The organism is Streptomyces sp. BRA346, from assembly GCF_052851135.1.
In genome coordinates this window covers 1-25,558 of record NZ_JAIWIH010000016.1, presented here as the reverse complement: position 1 = coordinate 25,558, position 25,558 = coordinate 1, and the positions used below count along the sequence as shown (strand labels likewise).

Here is a 25,558-nt window from a genome sequence, read left to right as displayed (position 1 = left end):
CATGTGGCGACCGTGCACGTCTGCGGGCAGAGACCAGACCGGGCTGCGGCCGCGGATGGGGGCAACGGAGCAGAGCGCGGTGGAGGGCGCGGCCAGAGCGGCAAGCGGCGCAGAAATGGAACAAACCGGATAAGTGCGGCTGTGAGATTGCACCAGGCGAGACTTCGCGGACCCGCAAACACGGATGAAACGGGCATATTCGGGCTGGCGAAAGGCAGTGTGGTCGTGCAAAATGAGCACTGCTCCTCTCCTTGCGTGAGGGCATAACGAAGCCCCTCGGGGTCTTCGTTGGTTCGGGCAGAACCAGAGATCGACCTGTTCGAAGCCGGGTGGCACCGGGTCGAACAACTCCTCCGGGAAGCTGTGGCAGGCCAACCGGAGAGCAGATGGGGCGCTACGCCGAGGTGAGTGGCATCACCCGGCGGCCCCGGGCGGCTGAGCCGCCCCCAGACCTAAGTCATCTCGACCCCCTCCACCGAGGGCTGGTCGGGGTGTGCCTGTACACAGAAAAGCCCCGCTGACATGCAGCGCGAGTGATCGCGAAGATGGCGGGGATCTTGTGTGCGGGCGAAGGCCCGCGGGTACAGTGGTGCCATGAACACCGAGAGCCTCCAATCAGGTTCTCCACTCCCCCAGGGCTTACCAGGCGCTGGGGGCTTTTCTATATTCACGTAGACCTTGATCGGACTCACCCTACCCCCTCGATCACCCTCCGCGGAGGGGGCGACGCGAGGAAGTTGACCATACGAGTGAAACAGCATCTCCCCATGCTCGCGCCTGCGGTGACAGCCGATCAGGGCATGATGAACGCCATGCCTAACTCCTCTGCGACGGATACTCCCCTGGCCACGTACGCGACGGCCGCGCAGCAGCGCGCCTACATCGCGGCTATGAAGAAGATCCGCGCGGCACGGAAGCCCGGCGAGCCCGTACGCGTCTACGTCTGCGCCTCCCCGCACATCGCGCGGCGCCGGCAGTGGGAGGAGCGGCTGGCGAAGATCCGCCACCGCCTCCCGGGCGTGGAGCTGGTGCAGTTCGAAGACGTCTTCACGCCGGAGAACTACACGGAGAAGTGGAAGGATCTGGCCCCGACCTTCGACGGCCTGGTCGTCGTCGGCGCCACCAAGCGCGGCCTCAAGGGCCACGTCTACCGCCTGGGTGAAGTCGCCCGGCTCGAGGTCATCGACATCGTCAAGGCAGGTAAGCCGGTCCTCCTCCACGCCCGCAAGTTCGGTCTCGTGCCATTCGTCGACTGCAAGATCCACCGCGTTGGCGAGGACAGACTTCGCACGAAGGTGACCGTTCCGGACGGCTGGGACCCCGGCGACTACGAGCCGACTCTCCAAGCCGCCCTTCGCGCACTGCGACCGCGCAATGTGGAAACCGAGACCGAGCGGAACAACGACTCTCCGAGCCACCTGGCCCATCCGTTTGCTGCACCTCCCCGGTAGAGCTCTGACGCCCCTCAGCGTCGATCTGAACTGATCCTGACGGTGAAAACCAACGACTGCGGACGAACACACTGCATTTCCCGCACGACGGGCAGCCCGTTATCCTCACCTCCCGCAAGGCGGGAAACAGGAAATGGAACTAATGTGGCAGAGACTCAAGGGAGGCTGGCACTAGCCGAAGTCTGTCCAAGCGAGTTACGAGGTCTTGAGGAGTTCTGCGCGGTGCTTCCAAGCCAGGCGCAGCAAGGCTGCACCTGCTGGCTGCATCTGTTCCTGGGTGGTGAGGCGTTTGATGTGGTCGGCGCGGAAGGGGATTCCGATGGAGCGACCTGTTCCGTCTTCGACTGCCACGAGGTGGCCCTCATCGTTGGTGGCCGCGAGTTTCGAGAATGTCCTGTCGAAGAGCTGTGAGTCGGCGACGACGACGGTGAGCATGTCGCAGACGAACGTTAGCGGGTCGATGCCGAGGCCCAGCCAGGAGACACGCAGGTCACCGGACCGACGGGCCTGCTGGAGGTTCATGTTGAACGGCCAGACCTCGTAATTGATGGGGGCGCTGTCGCTGCCGTAGTCCTCGGTGGTTCCGAGGAGCTCCTCGCTGAGTTCTCGAACGATCGACCGCCAGAGGTCGAAGTCGTTCGCCGTGTTCCACGGGGCGTCGTGGGAGGGCTGGAACATGCCGACCGGCATGACCTGGTGGAGGCCGCCGCCGGTGGCCACCTTCTGAGGGTCACGCCAATGCAGGATGAACTGGGCATCGTCGGTAGTGCGGTCGTGCCGGATGGTCAGGGTGCTGATTGCGGCCATGACGGGGCGTCGGCTGAGATCTGTCGGATCGCCGATGGCTGAACGGAACGGCATTGCGGACGCGGCTGGCAGGATGCTGTTGTCGGCGGACATCAGGGAGGCGGCGGCGAACTCGTGGGCGGCCGCCTCGCAGATATTGATCACGTCGAAGTATCGGCCGCGGCCAAGGTGCAGTTGTGGCTGCGGGCGGGTGGAGTCGAGGCCCAGCAGGCGGTAGCACTGGCGGTCCTGGAACAGCTTTGGACGGGCGAGAGCCTCCACCGCATCCGCATACAACGAGTACGGGGTCCCATTCTCTCTGCACGGCCGTATGTGATCGAGTTCGGACTCTGCCCCGCTGATGGGGGTCGGCACCCGATCTTCGGACCAGGTGAGGTGCACGTCCTCCAGAGGCACCGGGGAGGCCGGAAGCCATTCGGGCTGGGCCAGCAGAGGAGTGCCTGCAACCCGAAGCTCCTCCGTGAAGCCTTCCACTGCGACCTGAGACAGATCGAAACGGTGCAGGTTGAGGTAGTCGCGAACCTGCCGCCACTGCTGCTCGCTGTCCATCACATGGGTGTTCAAGTGTGAACTCCTCGGCGTTCCATCGTTGAGACACATCAGCGGGCCAGTAGAACCTCTCGGTGCTGCCACGCCAGGGCCAAGCACGCGGCCCCAGGCGGTGCCATCGGCTCACGCTCGAGAAACTGCGTCACGTTTTGCTGGGTGAACGGGATGCCGTCTGTGGTGTCCTGCCCGTTCCAGTGGGTCACCGTGATCCCTTCGGCGTTGGATTCGGCGATTTCCCCGAAGAGCTGGTCGAACACTTCATCGTCGATGACGAGGGCGCTCGGGATCGTGGCGGCGAGGGTCAGCGCGTCCACACCGATGCCGAAACACACGACCTTGACTCGGCCCTGAGCCCGGGCCCGGTCGAGAGCCCGGAACAGCGGCCACTGCCCATCGGACAGAGACCGGCTGCTGCTCCCGTCGAACTCCGGCGCGCCCAACAGCTCCTCGTTGAGCTCACGAACGATGTTCCGCCACAGGTCAAGCTCGCCCGGAGACTGCGCAGACAGAACGCTGCCTGGCTGGAACTCGCCCGCCGGGATGGTGTCGTACAGACCGCCAGCTGTCGCCACCTTCGCCGGATCCCGCCAGTGCAGCAGGAACGTCGCCGAACCATCACGCCGCCGGCGGATCAGCAGTGTCGTGATCGCGGGCGTGACAGCCCGCACAGTCGGATCGAACGGATCATCGACCATTCGACGTAGCGGTAGAGCCCCCCACAGGCGGCGCACTGGATCGGCGCCGCCGGGGCGCTCCAGAGATGCAAAGGCGAACTCGTGGCCGATCGCCTCGCACACGTCGAGCTTGTCGAAGTAGGCGCCAAGCCCGAAGGTCAGCTGCCCCCCGCCATCCGACCATTCCACGCCGGTCAGCCGGTAACTCGGCCGGTTCTCAAACAAGGCCGGCCGGTCGATGTAGCGGATGGCCTGCGTGTACCGGTCGAATCGCGATGTGGCCGTACGGAGCGGCCGGATTGGCAGCGTCGCGGACTCGCTGCCATCCACCAAGACATCCGGAGGCTCGTCGGCCCAGACCAACCGGATGCGATCGAGCGGCACAGGCTCCGGGGGCACCCACTCAGGTGTCGTCAGCAATGGAGTACCGGCCATGCGCTGGCTGGGCTCGTACAGCTCCGCGGCAGACCGAGACAACTGCTCCCGGTGAGCGTTCAGATAGCGCCGCACCTCCCGCCATCCGTTCTGGCTATGAGCCACCTCAGACGGGAGCTCTTGACGGACCATGCCGGGGGGCAACTTGGGTTGCTGATCAGCCACGTCCGTCACACAAGTGGCCTCTGCGGAACTTTCAGAGGATGCCAGCAGAGCGAAGAACGCGTGGCGCTCTTCTTCAGAACACTGCCGCAGGGCCGTATCGAGAATTCCTTGAGTCGCCGCAACCGGGACCAGAGCAGCACCGCGTTGCTTCCACTGCGTAACCATGCTCGCACTGACTCCCAGATGCTCGGCGAACGTGCGGATGCTCATCCGCATCACAGTGCGAAGGAACGTCGCTTCCTGGCCGGTCCACTGGCGCACTGACGGCATCAGTAAATCCCCTCCACGTGACGGCGGCAGCAGGCTACGCCGCCGGGTGCAACACAAGTGGCACGCGAGTGGCACACCGCCGGTACAGCAGCAGCTCTCGCTGAGTGCCTCCAGCAAGGAAGCTGATGAACGCCCGGAACCGGTGTCATAGCAGCAGGTCGCAGAGATGAGAGAGGGACACCATGACAGCCCAAGCGCACTGGGTGATCGACGCGCATGGTCGGTCGCTCGATCTGACGTTCGCTGACTCGAGCACAAGGCGGCGCCGAGAGTGGGGCCCAGCCGTCGTCGGTATCACTGCGGTGCTGGTCGTCGGCGTGGTCGGGATGGTGCTGATCAATGGGATCCACGACGTCGCCATGACCGTCGCGAGGACCGGGATCACCGGCGTGATCGTTAAGGCCCTGCTGGCGGCGTCGAGTCGGCAGGAACGGTGAGCGCCATGGCCACCACCGAATACCGGGGCAGGCCGTGCTGCTGCCCCTACGGGGGCAGCAGCCGATGACCATCCGAGAGTCAAGCATCGAATGCGTATTCCAGGACGTACGCCGCAGAATCCATGGTCATCTCATTGACCTCGACTGCACGTCCATCGGCGTCAAGCGCCGTGCGTGCCACTTTGATCACAGATCTTTCAGAAGGAATCGCCAGGCGAGCGGCTTCCTCTCCAGAGGGCATGCGTACCCGGATCTCTTCGCGAAACCGCGCGGGGGCGTGCCCAAGGTCGGCCAGACGTGCGTAGATGCCGCCGGGGCCGGTGTCGGCTTGAGTGATCGGCGAGCCCGCCACCAACGCCTGGGGGAGATAGGACTCTGCGACCATGACCGGTCGTCCTTCCATGACGTACCGCCGACTGCGCACGCAGACGGTCTCGCCAGGCGCCAGTTCAAGCACGTCGCCGATGTGCTGAGGCGGAGCCATGTCCTGCAGCACTGTGATCTGGTCGACGTCGGGAGCACGGTTGTCGTCTGCCAACCAGATCGTTTTCCCGCTTCCCCACTGGCCACGGGCCAGCCGAGGAATGCCGCGGCGCCTGATGGGGCGGAACGAAAGGACGCGTGCGCCAGCTCCCTTCCTGCTCTCGACGAGACCTTCGGTGCGCAGGATCCTGAGCGCCCTGCGCGCGGTGAGGCTGGCGACGCCATAGTGCGCGGCCAGCGTGTTCTCTCCGGGCAGCCGATCGCCGGGTCCGTACTCACCATGTTCGATCGCCGCTTTCAGGTCATCGGCGATCTGCTGGACTTTGGTGCGCTGCGTGCCGGTCGCATCCGTCATCTGTCTCCCTACCTCGGTAGCGATCGTAGGACGGCTTGCTACCGAGGCCTCCTTGAGGGCGCAGATCGCGTCGAAAATCGCTCGCACAGGATACAGCATCGGTACCGATGCACTTGACATAGGTACCGAGGTTCGTTGTACTTGGGACGCAACCTCGTTACCGAGGTTTTTCGGGGGGCCGGAATCTCGGTCCCTGACCAGCACCACCGCAGTACGTCGTCTGCCCCTCGCGGGGTGGCCGGGGTCGAGAGCTCCATCAAACTCCCCCGGGTTCCTCGGCTGGTCTGCGTGCATGTTGCAGCGCTGATGCGCTGTCTGTCCTGCAGGGCACCCGGTTCGCCGTGTGGCCTGGAGGGCGGAGAGAGCACCGCGCCATGTCTCTGCCGCTCCGTTCGTGAGGAGTTACGTATGTCCGCTCCGGCCTCTGAACCGACCGCTCGTTTCCGTAAGTCCCGGGCCCGAAGCCGGAACATCAACCCGTGTCCGCCCCTGCGTGTGTCCACTCTCAAGCCTCACCAGTACGACTTGCGGCCCGCCTGCGCTTCCCTGATCTGCCCCGAATGCAGGACGCTGGTACCGATCACCGGCGTCCGGGCCAAGGTGCAGAAACTGGTGCCGCACGACGCCGGTACGGTCCACAAGGACGCGTCGATCCGCTGCAGGAACAGTAACCGCCGCGTCACCGTCGACGTCGCATACGAGGTGTGGCAGCGGCTGTTGGAGGACGGGGACGCGGAAACGGCCGGCCGTCGCTCCGCGCGCCAGCACCACAAGCCGATCCCGGCTCCGGCCAAGCCCGTCACCAAGATGACTCCGGCCCCGGTCAACGCCTCCGACGCGCTCACCGCCTACCGCGAGCACCTGAAGAAGTGCCGGGCCAGCAGCGCAGTCGGCCGCTGCGGCGGCACGCACCGCTGCGCGGACGGCGCTCGGCTTGCCACCTTGTACGAGCAGTTGCGGCGCACCCAGTCGTACCGCGACCGCGAGCACACGAGGGAAACCCGCGTGAACGCGCTCGTCACCCGCTACCGGGTGACCAGGGGTAAGGCGGCCAACGCAGCCGAGTGGGCGAAGCACCAGGAGGCCACGGTCGGCACCAAGACGGTCACGGCCAAGCGCAGCGGCACGCTGATCGAGGAAGCGAACAACACCTGCCGGACCCGCGTCGGCATCTGATCTGACACGAACAGCCACGGCCCTGGCCACCCGCACTGGGGTGGCCAGGGCCGTGGCTGCTCGTACGGCAGCCAGCTCGTACGGCAGTCAGCAAAGCGAGGACGGCCCCGGGATCGCACCCCGGGGCCGTCGTCGGTCGCCAACTCGCTGGAGAGGAATCGACCTTGGACATCATCATGACAGCTCCACCGCCTCCTCGCGTACGCGTCGGAGACAGCGATGTGAGCGTGCCGGAGGCGCTGCGCCGTGTCCGGCACGCTCACCAGGAGCGGCCGCAGCTTCCCACCGTTCCCGGGCTGCACCCCCGGCACCTCGTCCGCGGCTTCGTCGCCCAGATGATCGCCAACGCGGAAACCGTCAGCGCCGTACGGCGGCTAGTCGGCACGGTGCCGGTGAAGTACGGCGCCGACCAGGACACCGCCGAGACCGCGCAACTTGTGGTCTCCGAGCTGATCGGCAACGTCGTACGGGCCTGCGGTGACGGCACGGTGCTGGTAGTGGAGGCGAGTGCCACGGACACCGGTATCGAGGTGGCCGTGCACGACGCCCGCGGCGATCTGCTGCCGACCCGCCGGGAGACGGTGAACGACGACGCGGAGTGCGGGCGCGGCCTGCAACTGCTCGATGTGCTTGCCCCCGGCTGGACCGTCGAGCCCTCGCCGCTCGGCAAGGAGATCCGTTGCCAGATCGAGGGGCGGTCCGGGGGATGAGGAGGCTGGGACGGTTAGTCGTCCGCGCGGCCATCCGCGCGGCCATCCTCTCGGCGGACATCTCGTCCGGGTCATGCGGCCACTGTCATCAGCCGGTCGACGCGGTAGGCGGCGTCTACACCTGCCACAGCTGTGGCCACAACGGCTCCCTCTGATCACCCCCGCGCTACTCCTGGCCTCGCCGGGGGCAGCGCCGCACCGAAAGCAGCCTGCGCTGCCCTGGTGCCCGCCCGCGCTGGCGGCCACCAGGCGTGCGCAGGACGCACTGCCCCGCCCGGCGGGGCCCGATACGCAACGGACCCCCAGGGATGCCGCCCTGGGGGTTCCTTTCGCAGGTCAACTATCGAGAGGAACGACCGTGACCAGCATCGCAGCGCTGTCCGTGAGGTCCGTGAGGGACGAGATCGGCCCTCGTCGCCCCGGCGCCATTTATGCGACCGAGGGCGGGCGGTACGAGGTCCTGGCGCTGGTCACGGACCCGAAGAAGGCAGCCGGGCTCTTGGGTCGGGCTGCTGCGCGGTGGGCGGTGATCGTGCGCGACACGCTTCACCCTCAGGGCGAGCCTTACGCGATCGGCACGGCCTGGACCATCACCGACTACCTGATCCGCCCCGGCAAGCCCGCGTTCGCCCAGGCTGCCTGACGGGCTGATGCCACACCTCATTCAAACGGCCCGCGACACGCAGGCGGCCGCCGCCCGTGCCATCACCACACATGGCCTGGGCACTCCGACTGTCGCCACGATCCTGCGCGCAGCAGCCACGACGGCGAATGCCGCCATGGACCTCGGCTACCCCGTACGCGCTATCCACCCGCCCTGTCGTCCACACGGACGCCCAGCTCACCGGCGCCGTACCCGGCCGAACAGTGAGCCGTAGCCCACCCGCCCCGCTTCGCTCTGCACCAACGAATCAACGGAGGAACCCATGGACTGGCGTCACAACGCCGTTTGCCGCGAGGAAGACCCCGACCTGTTCTTCCCCATCGGCAACATCGGCCCTGCCCTGCTGCAGATCGAGGAAGCCAAGGCCGTCTGCCGCCGCTGCCCCGTCATGGAGCAGTGCCTGCAGTGGGCGCTCGAGTCCGGCCAGGACTCCGGCGTCTGGGGTGGACTCAGCGAGGACGAGCGCCGCGCCATGAAGCGCCGTGCCGCTCGGAACCGGGCGCGCAACGCCAGCGCCTGATCAGCCCAGCACGCGTAGCCCTGCGCTGCCCGGGCGCCACCGGACCGGTTTCTACCGGGCTCCGGTGGCGGCGGAGAACGCAGGGATCCCGCAGCTGGCCACCTTGCCCGCTGCCTTCGATCCATACCTCATCCGACACCGCTCAGGGAGTTCACCCATGACCGCGCCCTGCCCGCACACGCCCACTTGCCCGTCAGCCGACAGCCCCGACCGCGAGGCCGCACACCTCGTGGCGCACCACCCGGAGCAAGGCTGGTGTGTTAACTGCACCTTCTTGAGGTCGTTGGGCACTGCGATGTCCGACTGCCCAAGGAGTTCTGTGTGACGTCGCACCTGCGCAACCAGCTGATGGAGGGGCGGGCGGTCCTGCCCCGCGTCGGCTCGGTCGTTCAGCTGGAGACCCAGCACCCGGCGTACGCCGTATCGTGTATGAGTTCGAAGGCAAGTGGCTTCCCGAGAAGCCCCCAGTCAACATGATCACCTACCACTGCACAGCCTGTCACCAGGACACGTTCCACGACAGCGGGAAGGTCCACGAGAACAACGGCCCGCACGACCGCAGGTGGGCCGCCCGGCAGGCGCGGCAGCACATCGTCAGCGCCGCCCGCCACGGAGTGAACCGCGACGGCAACTCGCAGTGCCGCCCCTTCGACCCGGCAATGTTGAAGGCCGTCAACGCCGTCGCGCGGCAAAACCTCGGCATGACGCACAACCCACTGCCCGACGACGACGCCGCGTACTGCGCGACCAAGGGCCCCTGCTCGATCATCCGCGAGCTCCGCGCCGGCGTCCGCCCGCCTGTCTACCGCGCCTGAGCCCAACGACCACTGCACCGCCCTGCCCCACCCGGCGCCACGTCCCTGACGACGAGATCGACCACGACGCTGCACCCGGGCGGCACTCCTCTGATCACGACTCCCGGCCAAGGGAGTGGCCGCCCGGATCCGGGCGGCGCTCGCTGGTCAAGTGCTGGGTCGTCCCGCTGTTGGTACCTCGAACCTGAGCACAGGATCCACAGCCTCTAGACCGTTTCTTGACCTCTTCCGTCTGTCGGTTGCCTCCTCCACCCGTCTCGTAGCGGCGGGGCGAGTGGAGCCGGACAGATGCTCCGCGTGGGCCGCCCCTCTCGGGGATGGCCCTCTTTCCTGTTCACGTCCACGATCCGCGCTGCTGCGGGCGGGGGCGCTTGCCAAAGGAGGAACGATGAATTCCCTCGTGGCCGCAGCCGAGTGGCTGGCCGGGCGATGGCAGATCAGCGTCGGCACCACGGTCGTGGCCGGGGGTTCGCTGCTGATCTACCGCGCGAAGCGAAGGTCGGAAGCTCCGCCGTGGGCGCACCGGGAGCTGGACGATGAGGTGCGTACGGAGCGGCGCGAGCGTCGTGGTCGGCGGGCCGAGGACTTGATGACGCTGGTAGTGGCCGCCGCGGCCGCATACCTGTCGTCCACGGGTCTGCGGAAGTTTGGCCGCGATGTGATGGGCCTCGCCAGTCCCTGGGACTGGCTGCCCTTCGTCGGCCTGGATGTTGCCGCGCTCGTCTGTGGACTGCGGGCTCGCCGGCGTGCCCGCAAGGGCGATGGGTCCGGGCTGTCCGGGACGCTGTTCTGGTTGCTGATCGGCATCAGCGCGCTCTTCTCCGCTACTGAAGCCGACACGTTCATCGGTAGCGTGGCCCGGGCGGCATGGCCGCTGATTTCCGGCGTGCTCTTCGAGCTCGGCAGCCTGGAAGAGCGACTCGCCGCCCGCGAGAAGATGAAGCGTGATCTCGGGCTGTGGCTGGAGCGCAAGGTCGCCGCAGTCCGGATGCTGCACCCGGTCGAATGGGTGCGGGTACAGCTGAAGCTTGCCGCCGACGAGACGATCAGTCAGGAGGAGTCCACCCGGCAGGTCCGTATCGAACGCGCCGGCTACTGGCTCTACCGGCTGCGCCGCCTGCAGGACCGCGGAAACGCCCGCAGGTGGCAGCCAATCCTCTCGCTGCGTCTGGCCGGGGCTGACCGGCGGGCCCAGACCGCCCAGGCCCGTGTCGACATCAACGACTTCGGCCTGGTGCTGGAAGCGGTACAGCGCCGGGTACGCACCCGCGAGTTCGCCGGACTGAACTACAACACCCCGCTCGCGGCCGAGAAGGCATTGGCCAACCTCATCGGTACGCGCGGTCGTACCGGTACGGACCGCTGTACCGGTACCGCCGTACCGGAGCGGATCGGTACGAGCAGTACTCCCGCCGACCGCCGTACCGGTACAGCGGCCTGCAACCCGCACGGTCGTACCGGTACGGAAGAGTCGGATCGAGCCGCCCGTACCGGTACGGAAACGGATCACCGTACCGCCGCACCGGTACACGGTGCGGGCAGCGGCATGGACCATACCGGTACACCGAAGGCACCCCGTACTGGCGCTGACGACCACGAGCGGTACGGCCGTACCGTCCAGGTAGAAGCCGGTACGGCATGCATCAGCGGTACAGACGCGACCCCCAACGGTACGAACAAGCAAGGATCCGGTACGGACGAGGGGGCGACCCGGTGCGGCTGGTCCGGCGATGACACGGACGCCGGTACGGGCGAGCAGAACGGCAAGCGGTACAGCGACGAGGAAGTGGTACGCGCGCTCCGAGCCGACCTCACTGCGGATGGCGCCTTCGGTACGGGCGGCATCCATAAGATCCGCGAGCGCTTCAACATGGGCGTCGCGCGCGCCAAGCGGCTGATCGGGAAGGCCAAGGATCTCGGGCCGCTCATCGACGAGTCCGTGGAAGTGGAGGCCGAGGACCTCGCCGAGGGCGACCAGGCGCCTCGGGTGACCTTTGACGTCGAGGACGTCCTCGCGCAGGCCCGACAGGTTGCCGGCCTGCTCGCCACGGGCGACAGGTCCTGATCTGCAAGAACGAGCTGCTCGACGGCTCCACCGGCCCCCGAGATGCCGTCAACACCTCGGGGACGCGGTGAAGGCGCCGAAGCGCCGGGTCCCACCCTCTCACCCAACCTGCCCGCCAGGAAGGTGATCCGGGAGGTGACCAGCACAAACAGCGGCCGGGTGATCAGGCATCGCAGCCTGCGAGCCGCCCGGCCCTCTTGGCCCCGCCTGACCCAGCGATCGAAGGGAGGAATACGGAAACGTGGGGGGAACCGCGTACTGGGCAAAACAGATAAAACGGGCGGACGGGCGGTCGCCCAAGGAGGGCGCGACCTGGCGCATAGACCGGCTGCGCGGACTGCTGAAGGACACCGATCCGGCAGTCGCCGACCGCGTCTGGAAGGAGGTCAACGACACCCTCCAGCGGACCACCGACCGTCACTCGAAACGCGGATCCGCGTACTGGACCAACGAGATCAAACAGGCCGACAAACGGTCGTCCAAGGAGGGTGCGAGCAAGCGGCTGGACCGGCTGCGCGGCGTGTTGCAGAGGGTCGATCCGGTGGTTGCCAACCGCGCCTGGCGCGAGGTGAGCGACACCCTCCAGCAGATCACTGTTCGTCACACACGGTGATCGTTCACCCATTCATTCACCCGGGAGAGAGATGAACTCGACCCGCCCCTACACGCGTACGTACGCGCACGAGGGCAGGTGTTCACTCCCCCGGTTGCAAACCGTGAGGGGAAAGCGATGGAAGTTCTGCTTCTCGCGGCGTGCGCATGGCTCGTGCACACGGCCGGCGCGCAGAGCGAGCAGGCAAAGGTCGGGCTGTCCCCGGCGCAGCGGGACATCCTGAGGGAGCGGACGCGGCACGAGAAGGCCGTGCAGAAGATCGCGGACAAGCACGGGGTCTCCGCGCCGGCCGAGCCCAGGGCCAGCGTGTCGCCCTGGAAGGATCTGCCGGCCTCGGAGCGCGATCCGGTGCTCTCGCTGCCGGAGGCGTTCCGTTCGGGCTACCGCGGGCACACCCGCGTCGAGCGTCTGGCGACCCCGATGGGCCGCCGCGCCGGGAGGTGGGCCGCACAGGGTGTGGCCTGGGGCCAGGACACTGGCCGGGGCCTGGTGCGGGAATACCGCAAGCGTCGCCGAGCCGCTGGCCATGATGATCCGGCGCCGGTGCTCGAGCCCGTGCCCCTGCCGCCGGACGCACCGCCCGTGCCCTCCGGCCCGCCGCCGGCCGCGGGAACCGACAGCGGCGACGGCAAGAAGGGCGTCTCACTGGAGAGGCCCAAGGAGGGAGCCGAGGCCACCAAGCCGGAAGGCTCCGAGAAGCCCCCTGAGGGGGTCGCAGAGCCCCCCGCAGGTGCCGATGGCTCCCCGGGGGCCCGTGGGGCCTCAACGGGCCCTGAAGCGCCGCCAGATGGAGCCGGGGCGGCTCCGGTGGAGGAGCCCGCGGCTCCCGCCCCGGAGGCCTCACCAGGTCCGGAGGAGGCTGTGGCGGGGCCCGAGTCCGCCGCCGAAACCAAGGACACCGCGGAGCCGAAGAGCTTCGAGGAGCCCTCCGGCGCTGCCGAAACGGAACCCGCCCCGGCTCCGGCCGAGCCGGAAGCCACCCCGGCGGCACCCGAAAACTCGGCGGCCGGGCCCGAAACCCCGGCCGCTGAACCCGAAAGCCCGGCTGCGGCGTCCGAGGGCGCTGCGTCGGGACCGATCCGAGACAGTGAACCGGCTGCCGCCGGTGAAGGAGTTGGGCGTATGGCAGCAGAGGTCACGTACGAATCCGTCGCGGAGGAAAGCGACGAGCTCTCCCTGATGTGCAAGGAGGACTCGCAGAGCTGCGACCGGATCAAGAACCGCGCCGACCGCGAAGTCGGGCGCGGCGACACCCTGCTCGCGGAGATGGAGGCGACCGGCTTCGGTCAGTCCCTCCGGGCCTGGGTCACCCGCTGCCAGGAGGACTACCAGGGGATGGGCACCCACCTCAACGATCTGAAGAAGAACACGATCGCCCAGGACGAGGCCGTGGTCAGGGCCAAGGGCCACCTGATCGCGGGCCAGGGCGTCTACTACGACATCGCCCTGGACATGGAGAAGGTCGCCGAACGCGAGGCCTACATCAGCGACGCGGTCGACTCCGAGGACACCTCCGCACACACCGAGGTCTACGAGACGAGGGGAGCCTGACCATGAGCGTAGGAAAGGCTGTTGGTTCGTTCGTCACCGTCGCCGCCATCCTGGCCAGGGCGACGGCGTACGGAGTCCGGGCCGCCCTCACCAAGCGGGCCGTCGAGCGGCTGGAGAAGCGCTACCACGACCGCGCCGACTCGGCCCGGTACCTGTCCGAGGCGATGGGCAAGCTGGACGTCGACGAGCCGACCACGACCGCCTACATGGAGGTCTCCACCCTGTCCGAGGCCATGGCGGCCAACGTCGCCGGCATCGTCGGTCGCGCCGACTCCCTGCAGGCCAACGCCCAGGGCCTGTCGGAGGCGACCGAGGCCGAGCACGGCCGGATGAGGGACGCCAACCGCACCCACACCGTGCCGATGGCTCAGGCGAAGTTCATCCAGCCCCGCTAGACACCCACACCACCCCCACCTCGAAGGGCGGGACCGCAATCCGCGGTCCCGCCCTTCGTCTTCGCTGAAAACGGAGAAGACCGGATGGCCACGACCACACCCACCACGGAAGAGACCGAAGAGACCGCTCCCCAGGAGCTGACCGGACTGCGCGCGCGGATGGCCCAGACGCACAACCCTGGCCTCTACCTCGGCTCCGGACTCGGCATCGCCTCCGGCTGGCTGTCCGGTGACCCGCTGCTGTACACCACTCTCGGCACCACCGGCGTCGCGGCCGGCTGGGCCGCGCTCGGTATGCACCCGGGCCCGTGGCGCTGGCTGCCCGGCCAGGGCGAGCCGTGGGAATGGATGGCCCGCAGCAGCCGGCGCGGCTACCGGCGTCGGGTCCGCCGCATGCGCCGCCGCCTCGGCCTCGACCACGCCTACGGTCCCGCCGTCGGATCCGACGGCCTGCTCGTGCCGACCATCGGCCTCGCCGACGGCTGGCGCCACCGCGACGACCGTGCCGCCCTGGTCCGCGCGGCGAAAGCCGACGCCTACCGCAAGCGTTCCGCGACGCTGCGCGCCATCTGGGCCAAGGGCCTTCCCGACTGGGAGCGCGCCTGGTGGCGCCGCTACAGCCCGACGGAGATGGCGCTGCGGGCCGGCCCGCTCGCGGCGATCCCCGCCAGCAGCTACATCGACGTGCCCTGGTGGGCCCGCCTCGTCGTCGCCTCCACCGCGGCGACCTGGGGAGCGCGGATGTGGGCCCTGCCGGACTCGGCGACGCCCGCGGCCGCCGCACACCCGGACGGCATCGACTGGTACCTGGCCCGCTGGGCTGAGTGGATCGCCTGCGACCAGGGCCCGCTGCCCGCGTCCACGCTCACCGACGTCCGGCTGGACGAGGACCGGCTGACCGCGATCATCGTCTCCACCACCGCCCGGCCCGCCCTCGGCGTCGCCCAGGACTCCGTGTCGATCGCGTTCGAGGTCCCGCCGCGGGCCGTCAACATCTACCGCCCCGACGACATGGCCGCCTCCCGCGCCAAGCTCACCGTCAAACTGCGCAACAGGACTGGCGAGCTGGACATGAATGACCTGTCGGCCGTGTGGGAGGAGTACAGCCCCTACCACGGCAGCGAGCTGTACGACGCGGAGGAGACCGAGTTCGGCCGGCGCTTCAAGCTGCTGATGCCGCGCCGGGGTTCCTCGGTCGCCGACGTGCAGCCCCTCGCCATCGCCCAGGCCCTCGACATGGACGGTGAGGACGCCGTCTCCCACCTGCACCTGCGGGTGATCGACGCCCGCCGCGTCGAGGTCAACGAGATGTCCATCAACCCGCTCCAGGACGGCGTCCCCCTGGACCCGCAGGCGCTGGTCATGGACGACCGCGGCTACGTCACGGTCGGAAAGAACATTTACGGCGATGCTGCCCGGTGGCGCCTGATGATCCCTAACGAGGGGAAATTCGGGCTCACCGGCCAGCAGGGCATGTCCGCCGTGCACTCCTTCTCCTCCGGCACCACCGGCTCCGGCAAGAGCAGCCTGGAGGAGACCCTCCTGATCGCCCAGATGATCAACGGGATCGTCGGATGGCTGGCCGACGGCAAGTATGGCGCCGGCTTCGCCTCCTGGACCCACGAGCTCGACTGGATGGTCAAGAGCCACTACGGCGCCATGCTCATGGGCCAGGCCGCCGTCGACCTCGGCAAGTTCCGCTTCTCGACCCAGATGAAAATGCAGTGGCAGGACGCCGACGGCTACGTCATGAACGGCCGCAGCTTCTTCGTCCCCGGCGAGCCCTTCGCCCCGATGCAGGTCACCTGGGACGAGTTCAACGAGATGGTGATGGACCCGGTCAAGGACCACGTCAACCCGCTCCTGGCTGCCGTGTCCAACCTGGGCCGCCAGACACGGTCCGCCGGCATCGGCGCCCGGACCTACGTCCAGATCCCCAACCTCGACTCCATCGGAACCAACAAGCACGCCAACGCCATCCGCGACATGCTCCAGTCCGGCAACATCGCCCTGTTCCGCACCGCACGCGCGGACATCGACGTGATGTCGCTCGGCTCCAGGACACCGAAGTTCCGCCTGGAGCCGATCCCGGAAACCTTCCCCAACGGCTCCGGCACCGGCGGCCTGGGCTACATCGCCGACGGCGCCGACCAGTACACCCAGTCCCGCATGATGTTCCACCCCAACCCGGTGCGCGTCGCCCGCGAACTGCCCCGGCCGACCCTCACTACCGCCGAAGCAGACGCAATAGCCGACATGAGCCCCGCCGGCATCGCCTACCTGCGGCGGGACGAGTACCGGCACATGGACGCCGGCGAGGAAGAGGTCTTCCTGCGCGACCTGGTCAAGCAGGAAGACGCCAAGCGCGGCAAGAACACGACCGTCGTCGACCTCGCCCCCGTGCCGGCCATCCCCGGCGGCACGGACGTCGTCCTCTACGACGAAGACGAGGACGAGGACCTGGACGCGCTGGTGCCACCCAGCCGCTCCGAGCTCGTCTGGCACGCCGTCGACCGCGGAGCCCGACGCAACCGCGAGATCTCCAAGGTCACCGCCCTGAAGCCGCCCAACGTCGCAGGCGCCACGAAGCGGCTGGAACGCCTCGGAAAGCTCACCAAGATCGACCGCGACTGGCACACCGTCGAGCCGATCGACGCCTGACCCCCTGCCCCTTCCCCCCCTTCACAGAAATCGGAGATCAGCCATGACGTTCGCTCTCACCTCCTCCGGACTCGCCCTGCTCGTCGCCATCGGCATCGCCATCTGGATGAAGAAGGACAGCAGCTTCCGCAAGCGCGAGGTCGCCGCCGTCTCGGTGTTCTGGATCCTCGTGATGATGACGCCCCTCGGCACGTCAACCGTCGAGAAGGTCCAGGAGATGTTCGGCCACGGAGCGGCCGGGTTCAGCGAGACCGTCAACAACGTCTCCTCCAAGTAAGACGACGCCCGGCAGGGAGGCGGCCCGCTTGATGCGGCGGGCCGCCTCCCTGCGTCTTTCCACGCCTTCGGCTTCACAGCAAGGAGTCACACCCCATGGACGACCACCGCGAACACGGGCGGGAGCTGACCGCTCAGGAGGAGTTCGAGTCGATCAGACTGATCGCCGAGGGATACAGCAGCACCACCCCCATCGCCACCCGGTACAAGGACATCGTTCCCGCACCGGCCCAACCCACCGCGGGAGATGCCGCGCCCTTCGCCCAGCACGGACGACCCCCCATGTCCCAGAAGACCACCGACCACGCCACCCTCGTGATCGTCTACACCTGGGGGGCGCTGCCGGTCGGCGGCGCCATCTCCCTGGTGCTGTGGCAGCTGTCCAGCGTCAGCCCGATGCAGCTGATCCTCGCCGGCCTGGGTGCCGCAGGAGTGTTCATCGCGATCGGCGCCGCCGCCCGCATGATCGGGCGAGCCTTCCGAGACGGCGCCTCCGCCCTGCCTGACCTCACGGTCACCCAGTACACCGGCACCGTCTACGTGCAGCACACCGAACTGCACACCAACACCCGCGGATTCGGGCGGACCAACAACCAGCTCACCGACGGCCAGCAGTAGCCAGCCCGCCGGACACCACCAGCTCACTACGCGCTGACGCCTGCCTGTCCACCCTCCGACCCCCGCCACGAGGGGGGCGGGGGCGGGCAGGGAGCCGGACCAGCCCCCGCCGACGGGATGAGGATGCACATGGACCCAACGGATCCATCCGAGGACGAGACCGCGGCTGTGACCGCGCTCCTCCTGACACGCCACCTGCCAGCAACCTTCGACACGACCGGCGCCGTCGCCACAGCAGGATTTCTCTGCTCCCCTGGCGCACCCGGCTCCGCGCAGACTCGCGTCTGCCACCGCGCCCCGTTCCCCAGCGCCTTCAACGGCCGCTCCTTCGCCGACGTCGAGGCTGAGGAACACGTTCTCGTCGCCACCTACGCAGACCTGCTGCGCAAAGACGGCTGGACGGTCACCGAGCGTCCTTCCGGCCGCCCCGGACTCCTCGTCTCGAAGAACACCGTCGTCGCCGGGGAACTGCTCCATGGCTGACCACGACCCGCACCCGTTCAACTGCCCTGACTGCGCCGCCGCGCCGGGGCAACTGCACGAAGAGGGCTGCGACCACGCGCACTGCCCGGACACCGGCCGTCAGCGCGCGGTATGCGAACACGCCGGCGCGTGCGCCAGCCGCTGGAGCGGCGAGTTTGTCGGAGCCGCTGAATGCCGTGAGTGGGACTGGTGGCTCATCGAGGACCCCGAGCTCGGTCTCATCCCGTGCCCCGCCGGCACCAAGGACGCCATCGAAGACTTCAACCGGCTGCTCACCCACGCCCGCTGGGACGCCGTTCTGCAGCGCTACGTCCGCACCGACCTCACGACCACCTGATTCCGCGCCGTCGTGCGCTTCGTGAAGAGAGGGACACCCACCATGACCACCAACCCCGACGGCGGGAACAGTCGCCACGAGCGTGCGCCCCGGTGGCACCGCTTACAGCAGGTCCGCGGCTGGGTGACCGGCCGGGCCCGCCAGGGCTGGGCGCACCTGCCGAAGCTGTGGCGGCACGAAACCGTCCGCCACATGGCCTTCAGCGCCGGGATCATCCTCGTGGGTGCCTGGCTGCTGGGCCAGGTCGTGCCCCACGTCCCCGGATGGGCCGCGACCATCGACGGGACGCTGGCCACCATCGACCAGCCGGTGCGACACTACCTCCTCACCCACACGCAGGCGCTGCCCATCACCGCCGGCGCCACCTACAGCGTCTGGCAGGCCGTTGGCTTCGCCTCATTCGTCACCGGGGTCTTCTACAACGGCCCCGCACGGCTCACCTGGACGATGTGGGGCGCCACTACCGTGATCATGGTGTGGATCGGAACCCCCGATCCCGGACGCCAAGTCGCTGCCGGACTCGCCCTCCTCGCCTGGGTCGCCCTGTCCGGCCTTGCGCTGCGCGGCCTGCGCCTGCGCCCGGCCGCCTTCGTCCAGGTCGACGTGTACAACGAGGCGCCGCCCCCGCCCGAGGTCGAGGTCCGCGCGGAGATCCACACGCCGCAGCCCGAGCAGCCCCGGTACCTGCCCTACGTCCTCCCGTACCTGCCGCCGTCGCCGAACTGACGCCTGCCTGTCCGCCCCTCGACCCCCGCCACCACGGGGGCCGGGGGCGGGCAGGGAGCCGGAACAGCCAACGCGCCGCTGCCCTCCCAGCCACTTCGCCTGCCGGCCGTCTCCGCCGCCCGCCCCTGCCCACGACCGGTTCGGGCGAACAGCGTGGGGCGCCGGGCACCCTGTCCGGAAAGGACTTCCTCGACCATGACCCTCGGACCCGACGCCGAGTCGTACGTCCTCGACTCCGCACGCGACGCCCACCGCATCCTCGCCGGAATGGACGGCGATGGCGCCTACGCGGTCGACACGCTCATCCGCGAGTACCTGGAGTTGCGCGACCGCGTCCAGCAGCTCAAGGAGGGGCTGCCCCAACACCACACCGACCCCGAACTGTGCCCCGCCTGCGAGTCGTTGGAACAGCCGTGCCCCTACCACTTGGGACGGGCCGAGGGGTGGATCGAGCTCTCCAAGGCGGTACGCCTCCTGGGCGGTGGCGACTCCACCTACGCCACGCTCGTCCTGGAGCACGCGGACGCGGCCGGCGACGACGTATGACGGTCGCCACCGACACCGCGCTCGCAGCGGTCACGGCCGTGGACATGCTCCAGGACGACACCGTCCACGACGTCGATGCCGCGATCACCGCACCAAAGGCCGCAGGGAACGCGGCCTTGGCCGCCGTAGGCACCGGGAACCGCGAAGCCGCCCATCGGATCATCGCCGAGATGCGCCCCGACGAGCGCGCCGACCTGGCCGACCACCTTGAGGAACTCCGCAAGCTGCTCGGACCGGCCTGCGCCGCGTGCGGTGCCCTCACCGAGCTGGGCACCTGCACCACCGATACCTCCAGTGCGGAGTGCCGCTTCCTCTGCAGCCGCTGCATGGCCGCCCGCCGCACCCGCTGAACGACCCCACCGGCCAGCCGCATCAGGCCTCACCGGGCCACTGCGTGCTGTCATCCCGCCTCGACAAGGAGTCCAAGCCCATGGTCCTCGCGCTGTTCAACCGCACCCGTCGCGCGTCCGCTGAGCCGCCCCCGGTCATCGAGCCGAGGGCGGAGATCGGCGAGACCTGGACGCCTGAAGGCGTCACCGTCGTCGAGCGGCACTGGAACCAGGCGATGAGCGCGATCGTCCTCGTCTACTCCGCTGGCGAGAGCAGCTGTCACGTCGTGGCCTGCCTCGGTTGCCACTTCAGCGTCGCGCAGAGCCCGGACCGCATCGTCTTCGGCGGTTTGAAGCTGCCGGACGCGAACCGCATCGCCACCGAGCACGCCACCAGCTGCCGGGCACTGTCCCGCGCCATCCCGGACCGCCCGGACGACGACAGCGCCCGCGAACAGTTACGCAAGTGGGTGCTCAGCTGGCAGCGCAGGGCCGACAGGGTCCAGATCCTGGTCAGCTACCTCGACGTTCACCGCCTCGCCCTCCAGCGCAGCAACGAGTGGGTTGAAGCCGAGCTCCAGCATCTGGCCGTGGACCGGCCCGATGTGTTCGTCGTACAGCGCAGCGACTACGACCACACGACTCTCTACTACTACGTCGTGTCCCCGCCCGAGAGCTGACCGGCCCCTTCGCGCGGCCTCGCTCGCCGCCACCGGCAGCCCCGTGGGCCCCTGCGGGCCGCCCGACACCGTCGTCCTTCCCCGCCAGGGAGGGCGACGGTGCCGGTGCCGGCGTCCGACTCACCAACGCCTGTCCACGAATGGGACGGGCGACGGAAACACCCCACGGGCGGCGGACCCGCGAGTTCCGCGCTGGCGTCCGCCCGCTCACACTCCGATCCCCTACAGGAATCCTGATGACCAGCCACTCCGAGGCCACGGACACCACTCCGTTACCCCAGTCCAACGCCCTGCGCGCCGCCGAGAATGACCTGCAGAAGCTGCGCGGCCGTCTCCGTACGGTCGCCGAGTTCATCCACGACCAGGCCCATGACTTCGAGGCCCGCCACGCGCTCGCGCAGCGCCTGGGCCTGCCCGTGCCAGCTCCGGCGCCGGCCGCGCGGCAGACGAAGGAGACCTCCCGGTGAACCCATCTTCGACTACCACCGAGCCTGGCACTCAGCACTCGCTCGTCGACCAGAACCTCAAAGACGCACTCGCCACCGTGGCATCGGAGATCGGTCGCACCGACAACAAAACCTCCTTCCTCCTCGCTTTCAACGGCGCAGTCATCGCGGGCCTGGTGGGGTCGGCCGACAAGGATCTCCCCCTGCTGTGCCTCGTCGCGGGTGGACTCGCGGTCCTCGCTCTGGCCGCCTCCACCATCTTGCTGCTGCTCGTCGTCCTGCCCCGACTGCACTGCGCGGACCGCGCGAGCTTCCCCTACTGGGCCACGTGCGACACCCAGCAGATCCTCGCCGAGATGAGCGACGACCGCCGGGCGGACCGTGTCCGGGTCCTCTCCCAGATCGCGCTGCCCAAGTTCCAGGGGCTGGGGCGTGCCATCCGCCTTTCGCTGGCGGCCGTCGTCCTCATCGTTCTCGCCGTCCTCGCGCTCATCGTGACTGCGTTCGCCTGACAGCAGAAGACCCGGGTCAGGTGACGACGCCGGAAGACGACCGCCGTGCCCGGCCCCGTCATCCACCCCTGCACCGCCTGCCTGACCAATCTCCCTGGAGACCGCCGTGAAGAAGACCCCCGCCAAGAAGCCCGCCGCGAAGAAGCCTCTTGCGAAAAGGTCACCAGCCAAGACGACTGCCGCGAAAAGGGCCCCCGTGAAGAGGGCCGCGGCAAAAAGGTCACCGGCCAAGAAGCCCGCCGCGAAGAGGAACCCCGCCAAGAAGGCCGCACCGAAGCCGACGCCCAGCACCAGGATTGTGTACTGGTTCTTCCGCCGTATGGGGCGGGGCGCCAGGAACCTCGATCCGGCGCACCGCAAGGACGGTGTCGCGCTGCTGCTGCTCGGCAGCGCGTTGGTTGTCGCCGCGGGCACCTGGGCCGATCCGCGGGGTGCGGTCGGCGATCTCGTTGAGATCCTGGTGACCGGCTCCTTCGGCCGCCTCGACCTGCTGGTGCCGATGCTGCTCAGCGTCATCGCCGTGCGCATCATCCGGCGCACGGAGCCTGAGGGCGGCGGCCATGTCGTCATCGGGCTGTCTGCCCTGGTCATCGGTGTGCTCGGGCTGGTCCACATCGCCTGCGGCTCGCCAGCCCGCAGCGACAGCATGCAGGGCATACGGGACGCTGGCGGCCTGATCGGCTGGGGCGTCGCGGCCCCGCTGACGCACACCATGGGCGACGTGCTGGCCGTACCGCTGCTGGTGCTGCTCATCGTCTTCGGGCTGCTGGTCGTCACGGCCACCCCGGTCAACGCCGTCCCGCAGCGGCTGCGGGCGCTCGCCGCGCGCCTCGGCGTCGTCCAGGGGCAGACGGCCAACGTGTCCAGCGATGACGAGCGATGCGCGGAACAGAAGCGCGAGGCGCTGCCCACGCGCTCCAGCCGCAGTGGGTCCGCCGGGGAGGCGTACCATCCCGACGGCGTCGAGCAGGAGGCCCTCCCCCGGCGCGGGAAACTCACGGCCGCAGCAACACCGGCGCCCACCGCCACACAGCCGCACGAGAGGATGCCGTCCCCCCGGGCCGTCCCCGACCTCACCAAGGCGCCGCCTGCTGGCGAGGAGCGCGATCTTCCCGCGCGCACGGAGCAGCTCCAGCTGTCCAACGACACCACCTACTCCCTGCCGGCGCTCGACCTCCTCACGCGCGGGGGGCCCGGTAAGGCGCGCAGCGCCGCCAACGACGCGGTCGTCGCCTCGCTCTCGACCCTCTTCTCCGAGTTCAAGGTCGACGTTGCCGTCACCGGCTTCACGCGCGGGCCGACGGTCACGCGCTACGAGGTCGAGCTCGGCCCCGCCGTGAAGGTCGAGCGGATCACCGCACTGACGAAGAACATCGCGTACGCCGTCGCCAGCCCGGAGGTGCGGATCATCAGCCCGATCCCCGGCAAGTCCGCGGTCGGCATCGAGATCCCCAACACCGACCGTGAGATGGTCAACCTCGGCGACGTGCTGCGGCTGGCCGCGGCCGCCGAGGACGACCACCCGCTGCTGGTGGCGCTCGGCAAGGACGTCGAGGGCGGCTACGTCATGGCCAACCTCGCGAAGATGCCGCACATCCTGGTCGCCGGAGCCACCGGGTCCGGTAAGTCGTCGTGCATCAACTGCCTGATCACTTCCGTCATGGTGCGCGCGACCCCCGAGGAGGTGCGCATGGTCCTCGTCGACCCCAAGCGGGTCGAGCTGACCGCCTACGAGGGCATCCCGCACCTGATCACGCCGATCATCACCAACCCGAAACGGGCCGCCGAGGCGCTCCAGTGGGTCGTAGGCGAGATGGACCTGCGCTACGACGACCTCGCGGCGTACGGCTTCCGGCACATCGACGACTTCAACGCAGCCGTAAGAAGCGGCAAAGTGAAGGCGCCGACGGGCAGCGAGCGGGAGCTCCAGCCGTACCCGTACCTGCTGGTGATCGTCGACGAGCTCGCCGACCTGATGATGGTCGCCCCGCGGGATGTCGAGGACGCGATCGTGCGCATCACGCAGCTCGCGCGCGCGGCCGGCATCCACCTGGTGCTCGCCACCCAGCGGCCGTCGGTAGACGTCGTCACCGGACTGATCAAGGCGAACGTCCCCTCACGGCTCGCCTTCGCCACCTCCTCGCTCACTGACTCGCGCGTCATCCTCGACCAGCCCGGCGCGGAGAAGCTGATCGGCAAGGGCGACGGGCTGTTCCTGCCGATGGGGGCGAACACCCCTGCCCGTATGCAGGGCGCGTTCGTCACCGAGGACGAGATCGCCGCCGTCGTCCAGCACTGCAAGGACAAGACGGCGTCCGACTTCCGGGACGACGTCGTCGTGGGCACTCAGCAGAAAGAAGAGATCGACGAGGAAATCGGCGACGACCTGGACCTGCTGTGCGAGGCAGCCGAGCTGGTCGTCTCCACCCAGTTCGGTTCGACGTCCATGCTCCAGCGCAAGCTGCGTGTCGGCTTCGCCAAGGCCGGACGGCTGATGGACCTCCTGGAGTCCCGCAACATCGTCGGGCCCAGCGAGGGCTCCAAGGCGCGCGACGTCCTCGTCAAGCGCGACGAGCTGGACGGGGTGTTGGCATCGCTCCGTCCCGAACCCGACAGCGCGCAAGGCGAAGGCGCGGACACCGACAGCCTCCAAGAGCGGGTCCAAACCACAACTGGCGGAGACCGGCCGCGATGAGCCACTCCCGCTGCTGCGCGTACGCCGTGAGCCGAGCGCCAGCGCACTGACCCGTCGACCTACCCACCCTCACCGGAGACCCTCCCCATGGACATCCGCATCACCTCGTTCGGGCATCTCCACGGACCCGCCCCCACCGACGCGCATATCACCCTCGACCTGCCCCACTTCCGCGACCCGCAGGTCGACCCGAGCCTGCGCACCCTGACCGCCCGCGACCGCCGCGTCATCCGGGCCGTACGCCGCACCCCCGGCATCCGGCAGCTGCTTGCCGCCACTGTCGCCCAGGCCCAGTCCTACGCCCGTGGCCCCAGCGCCGCCCAGCATTCCCTGCACATCGCGGTCGGCAGCGCTGGCGGAAGGCACCGGGCCGGTGTCACGGCCCACCTGCTGGCCCGGCGCCTCCGCCGCCGCGGGCACCAAGTCCGCCTCCGCCACCGCGACCTGCATCGCCCAGTCGCCCACCGCTGACTCTGACGGCTTCCCGTGTCGCCCCACCACACCCGGTGGGGCGGCGCGGAGGGCCGGGCAGCCCGGCTCTTCCACCATCCCGCAGACCAGACAAGGGACCCCACATGTCACACCGCAACGCTGCCGTGTTCGCCGCCCTGCTGGGCCTGGCCCGCGCTGGCGCCAAGCTCGGCGACTTTTGGATTCAGGACTCCTTCTGCGCCCAGGTGAAGGGCGCCTCGGACGCGGCGCCCGTCACCTACGAGCACCCCGAGACCAAGGAGAAGACCACACACGGCGCGGCCGACGGCAGGAATGCGTGCTTGCACCACTGCGTGACCTACACGGCCACGCAAGCCGTCGTGGCCGGGATCGGCGCTCGCGCCCTCGGTATCCGTGTCCATCCCGGTGCCGCTGCCGCTGCTCTGGCCGTCTCGGGCATCACCCACTACATCGCGGACCGCCGCGTCCCCGGGGGCGTCCTGGAGACGCTACTGAGGTTTTCGGTTCGGGGTGACGTCATGGCAGGTCTGGGATGAGTCCGGTCTCGGCGATGAAGCCGTCAAGGACGTCTGGCCGGTACTGCAGGCGTTTGAGGCGGGTGCGGGTGAGGGCTGCGAGTTCGTCGATGGTGCACGGAGCGAGGTTGGCCAGGCTGTGCTTC

General features: G+C 68.7%; 29 protein-coding genes. 26 read left to right on the top strand and 3 right to left on the bottom strand.

Annotated features, from left to right (window positions below):
- Positions 1-812 precede the first annotated feature (812 nt).
- Entirely contained in the window at positions 813-1,451 is a 639-nt protein-coding gene (locus tag LCH29_RS20200; RefSeq protein WP_446463139.1) for a hypothetical protein, read from the top strand.
- Positions 1,452-1,646: 195 nt separating this feature from the next.
- Here the strand turns inward: LCH29_RS20200 and LCH29_RS20195 are convergent, their stop codons facing one another.
- Positions 1,647-2,822 carry a helix-turn-helix domain-containing protein gene (locus LCH29_RS20195; RefSeq protein ID WP_446463138.1) on the bottom strand — a complete coding sequence of 392 codons (1,176 nt, stop codon included), beginning with the start codon at positions 2,820-2,822 and terminating at the stop codon, positions 1,647-1,649.
- 35 nt (positions 2,823-2,857) lie between these two features.
- Entirely contained in the window at positions 2,858-4,291 is a 1,434-nt protein-coding gene (locus tag LCH29_RS20190) for a helix-turn-helix domain-containing protein (protein ID WP_446463137.1), read from the bottom strand.
- Positions 4,292-4,533: 242 nt separating this feature from the next.
- Here LCH29_RS20190 and LCH29_RS20185 point away from each other — a divergent pair, with 242 nt between their 5' ends.
- On the top strand, positions 4,534-4,788 hold the full coding sequence (locus LCH29_RS20185) for a hypothetical protein (RefSeq protein WP_446463136.1): 255 nt from the start codon (positions 4,534-4,536) through the stop codon (positions 4,786-4,788).
- Between the two features lie 79 nt (positions 4,789-4,867).
- Here LCH29_RS20185 and LCH29_RS20180 read toward each other — a convergent pair whose 3' ends face one another.
- A complete protein-coding gene (locus tag LCH29_RS20180; RefSeq protein WP_446463135.1) occupies positions 4,868-5,626 on the bottom strand; it encodes a GntR family transcriptional regulator in 759 nt (252 codons plus the stop codon).
- Positions 5,627-6,121: 495 nt separating this feature from the next.
- On the opposite strand from LCH29_RS20180, the gene LCH29_RS20175 reads away from it, so the two are divergent.
- The 24 genes from LCH29_RS20175 to LCH29_RS20060 all read left to right on the top strand — a co-directional run bounded on the left by LCH29_RS20175 (position 6,122) and on the right by LCH29_RS20060 (position 25,433).
- On the top strand, positions 6,122-6,802 hold the full coding sequence (locus LCH29_RS20175; RefSeq protein ID WP_446463134.1) for a hypothetical protein: 681 nt from the start codon (positions 6,122-6,124) through the stop codon (positions 6,800-6,802).
- 221 nt (positions 6,803-7,023) lie between these two features.
- Positions 7,024-7,512: an ATP-binding protein gene (locus LCH29_RS20170; RefSeq protein ID WP_446463133.1), complete on the top strand. Its 489-nt coding sequence runs from the start codon at positions 7,024-7,026 to the stop codon at positions 7,510-7,512.
- A 358-nt stretch (positions 7,513-7,870) separates the two neighbouring features.
- Positions 7,871-8,155: a hypothetical protein gene (locus tag LCH29_RS20165; RefSeq protein ID WP_446463132.1), complete on the top strand. Its 285-nt coding sequence runs from the start codon at positions 7,871-7,873 to the stop codon at positions 8,153-8,155.
- Between the two features lie 283 nt (positions 8,156-8,438).
- Positions 8,439-8,696, top strand: coding sequence for a WhiB family transcriptional regulator (locus LCH29_RS20160; protein ID WP_446463131.1), 258 nt, complete (start codon positions 8,439-8,441; stop codon positions 8,694-8,696).
- Between the two features lie 157 nt (positions 8,697-8,853).
- Positions 8,854-9,021: a DUF5999 family protein gene (locus LCH29_RS20155; protein ID WP_446463130.1), complete on the top strand. Its 168-nt coding sequence runs from the start codon at positions 8,854-8,856 to the stop codon at positions 9,019-9,021.
- A 100-nt stretch (positions 9,022-9,121) separates the two neighbouring features.
- Complete coding sequence (locus tag LCH29_RS20150) at positions 9,122-9,511, top strand: hypothetical protein (RefSeq protein WP_446463129.1); 390 nt, start codon at positions 9,122-9,124, stop codon at positions 9,509-9,511.
- A gap of 400 nt (positions 9,512-9,911) precedes the next feature.
- Positions 9,912-11,576, top strand: a complete 1,665-nt coding sequence (locus LCH29_RS20145; protein WP_446463128.1) for a DUF2637 domain-containing protein — start codon at positions 9,912-9,914, stop codon at positions 11,574-11,576.
- Positions 11,577-11,817: 241 nt separating this feature from the next.
- Positions 11,818-12,189, top strand: a complete 372-nt coding sequence (locus LCH29_RS20140) for a hypothetical protein (protein WP_446463127.1) — start codon at positions 11,818-11,820, stop codon at positions 12,187-12,189.
- A 1,122-nt stretch (positions 12,190-13,311) separates the two neighbouring features.
- Entirely contained in the window at positions 13,312-13,740 is a 429-nt protein-coding gene (locus tag LCH29_RS20135) for a hypothetical protein (RefSeq protein WP_446463126.1), read from the top strand.
- 2 nt (positions 13,741-13,742) lie between these two features.
- The gene (locus tag LCH29_RS20130; protein WP_446463125.1) at positions 13,743-14,135 is read left to right on the top strand and encodes a hypothetical protein; all 393 of its coding nucleotides are present in this window, start codon (positions 13,743-13,745) and stop codon (positions 14,133-14,135) included.
- Between the two features lie 84 nt (positions 14,136-14,219).
- Entirely contained in the window at positions 14,220-16,796 is a 2,577-nt protein-coding gene (locus LCH29_RS20125) for a hypothetical protein (RefSeq protein ID WP_446463124.1), read from the top strand.
- Positions 16,797-16,839: 43 nt separating this feature from the next.
- On the top strand, positions 16,840-17,073 hold the full coding sequence (locus LCH29_RS20120; RefSeq protein ID WP_446463123.1) for a hypothetical protein: 234 nt from the start codon (positions 16,840-16,842) through the stop codon (positions 17,071-17,073).
- A gap of 95 nt (positions 17,074-17,168) precedes the next feature.
- Complete coding sequence (locus LCH29_RS20115) at positions 17,169-17,690, top strand: hypothetical protein (protein ID WP_446463122.1); 522 nt, start codon at positions 17,169-17,171, stop codon at positions 17,688-17,690.
- A gap of 129 nt (positions 17,691-17,819) precedes the next feature.
- Positions 17,820-18,173, top strand: a complete 354-nt coding sequence (locus LCH29_RS20110; RefSeq protein ID WP_446463121.1) for a hypothetical protein — start codon at positions 17,820-17,822, stop codon at positions 18,171-18,173.
- Positions 18,166-18,510 carry a hypothetical protein gene (locus LCH29_RS20105; RefSeq protein WP_446463120.1) on the top strand — a complete coding sequence of 115 codons (345 nt, stop codon included), beginning with the start codon at positions 18,166-18,168 and terminating at the stop codon, positions 18,508-18,510. Before LCH29_RS20110 ends, LCH29_RS20105 begins: the two co-directional genes overlap by 8 nt.
- 42 nt (positions 18,511-18,552) lie before the next feature.
- Positions 18,553-19,236: a hypothetical protein gene (locus LCH29_RS20100; RefSeq protein WP_446463119.1), complete on the top strand. Its 684-nt coding sequence runs from the start codon at positions 18,553-18,555 to the stop codon at positions 19,234-19,236.
- A gap of 195 nt (positions 19,237-19,431) precedes the next feature.
- Positions 19,432-19,782: a hypothetical protein gene (locus tag LCH29_RS20095; RefSeq protein WP_446463118.1), complete on the top strand. Its 351-nt coding sequence runs from the start codon at positions 19,432-19,434 to the stop codon at positions 19,780-19,782.
- Entirely contained in the window at positions 19,779-20,132 is a 354-nt protein-coding gene (locus LCH29_RS20090) for a hypothetical protein (RefSeq protein ID WP_446463117.1), read from the top strand. Before LCH29_RS20095 ends, LCH29_RS20090 begins: the two co-directional genes overlap by 4 nt.
- A 44-nt stretch (positions 20,133-20,176) precedes the next feature.
- Positions 20,177-20,791, top strand: coding sequence for a hypothetical protein (locus LCH29_RS20085; RefSeq protein ID WP_446463116.1), 615 nt, complete (start codon positions 20,177-20,179; stop codon positions 20,789-20,791).
- A 236-nt stretch (positions 20,792-21,027) separates the two neighbouring features.
- Positions 21,028-21,258: a hypothetical protein gene (locus LCH29_RS20080; RefSeq protein WP_446463115.1), complete on the top strand. Its 231-nt coding sequence runs from the start codon at positions 21,028-21,030 to the stop codon at positions 21,256-21,258.
- Positions 21,255-21,749, top strand: coding sequence for a Pycsar system effector family protein (locus LCH29_RS20075; protein ID WP_446463114.1), 495 nt, complete (start codon positions 21,255-21,257; stop codon positions 21,747-21,749). Before LCH29_RS20080 ends, LCH29_RS20075 begins: the two co-directional genes overlap by 4 nt.
- A gap of 88 nt (positions 21,750-21,837) precedes the next feature.
- Positions 21,838-24,444: a DNA translocase FtsK 4TM domain-containing protein gene (locus LCH29_RS20070; RefSeq protein ID WP_446463229.1), complete on the top strand. Its 2,607-nt coding sequence runs from the start codon at positions 21,838-21,840 to the stop codon at positions 24,442-24,444.
- A gap of 87 nt (positions 24,445-24,531) precedes the next feature.
- On the top strand, positions 24,532-24,915 hold the full coding sequence (locus LCH29_RS20065; RefSeq protein WP_446463113.1) for a RapZ C-terminal domain-containing protein: 384 nt from the start codon (positions 24,532-24,534) through the stop codon (positions 24,913-24,915).
- Positions 24,916-25,019: 104 nt separating this feature from the next.
- On the top strand, positions 25,020-25,433 hold the full coding sequence (locus tag LCH29_RS20060; protein ID WP_446463112.1) for a hypothetical protein: 414 nt from the start codon (positions 25,020-25,022) through the stop codon (positions 25,431-25,433).
- Positions 25,434-25,558: the final 125 nt, after the last annotated feature.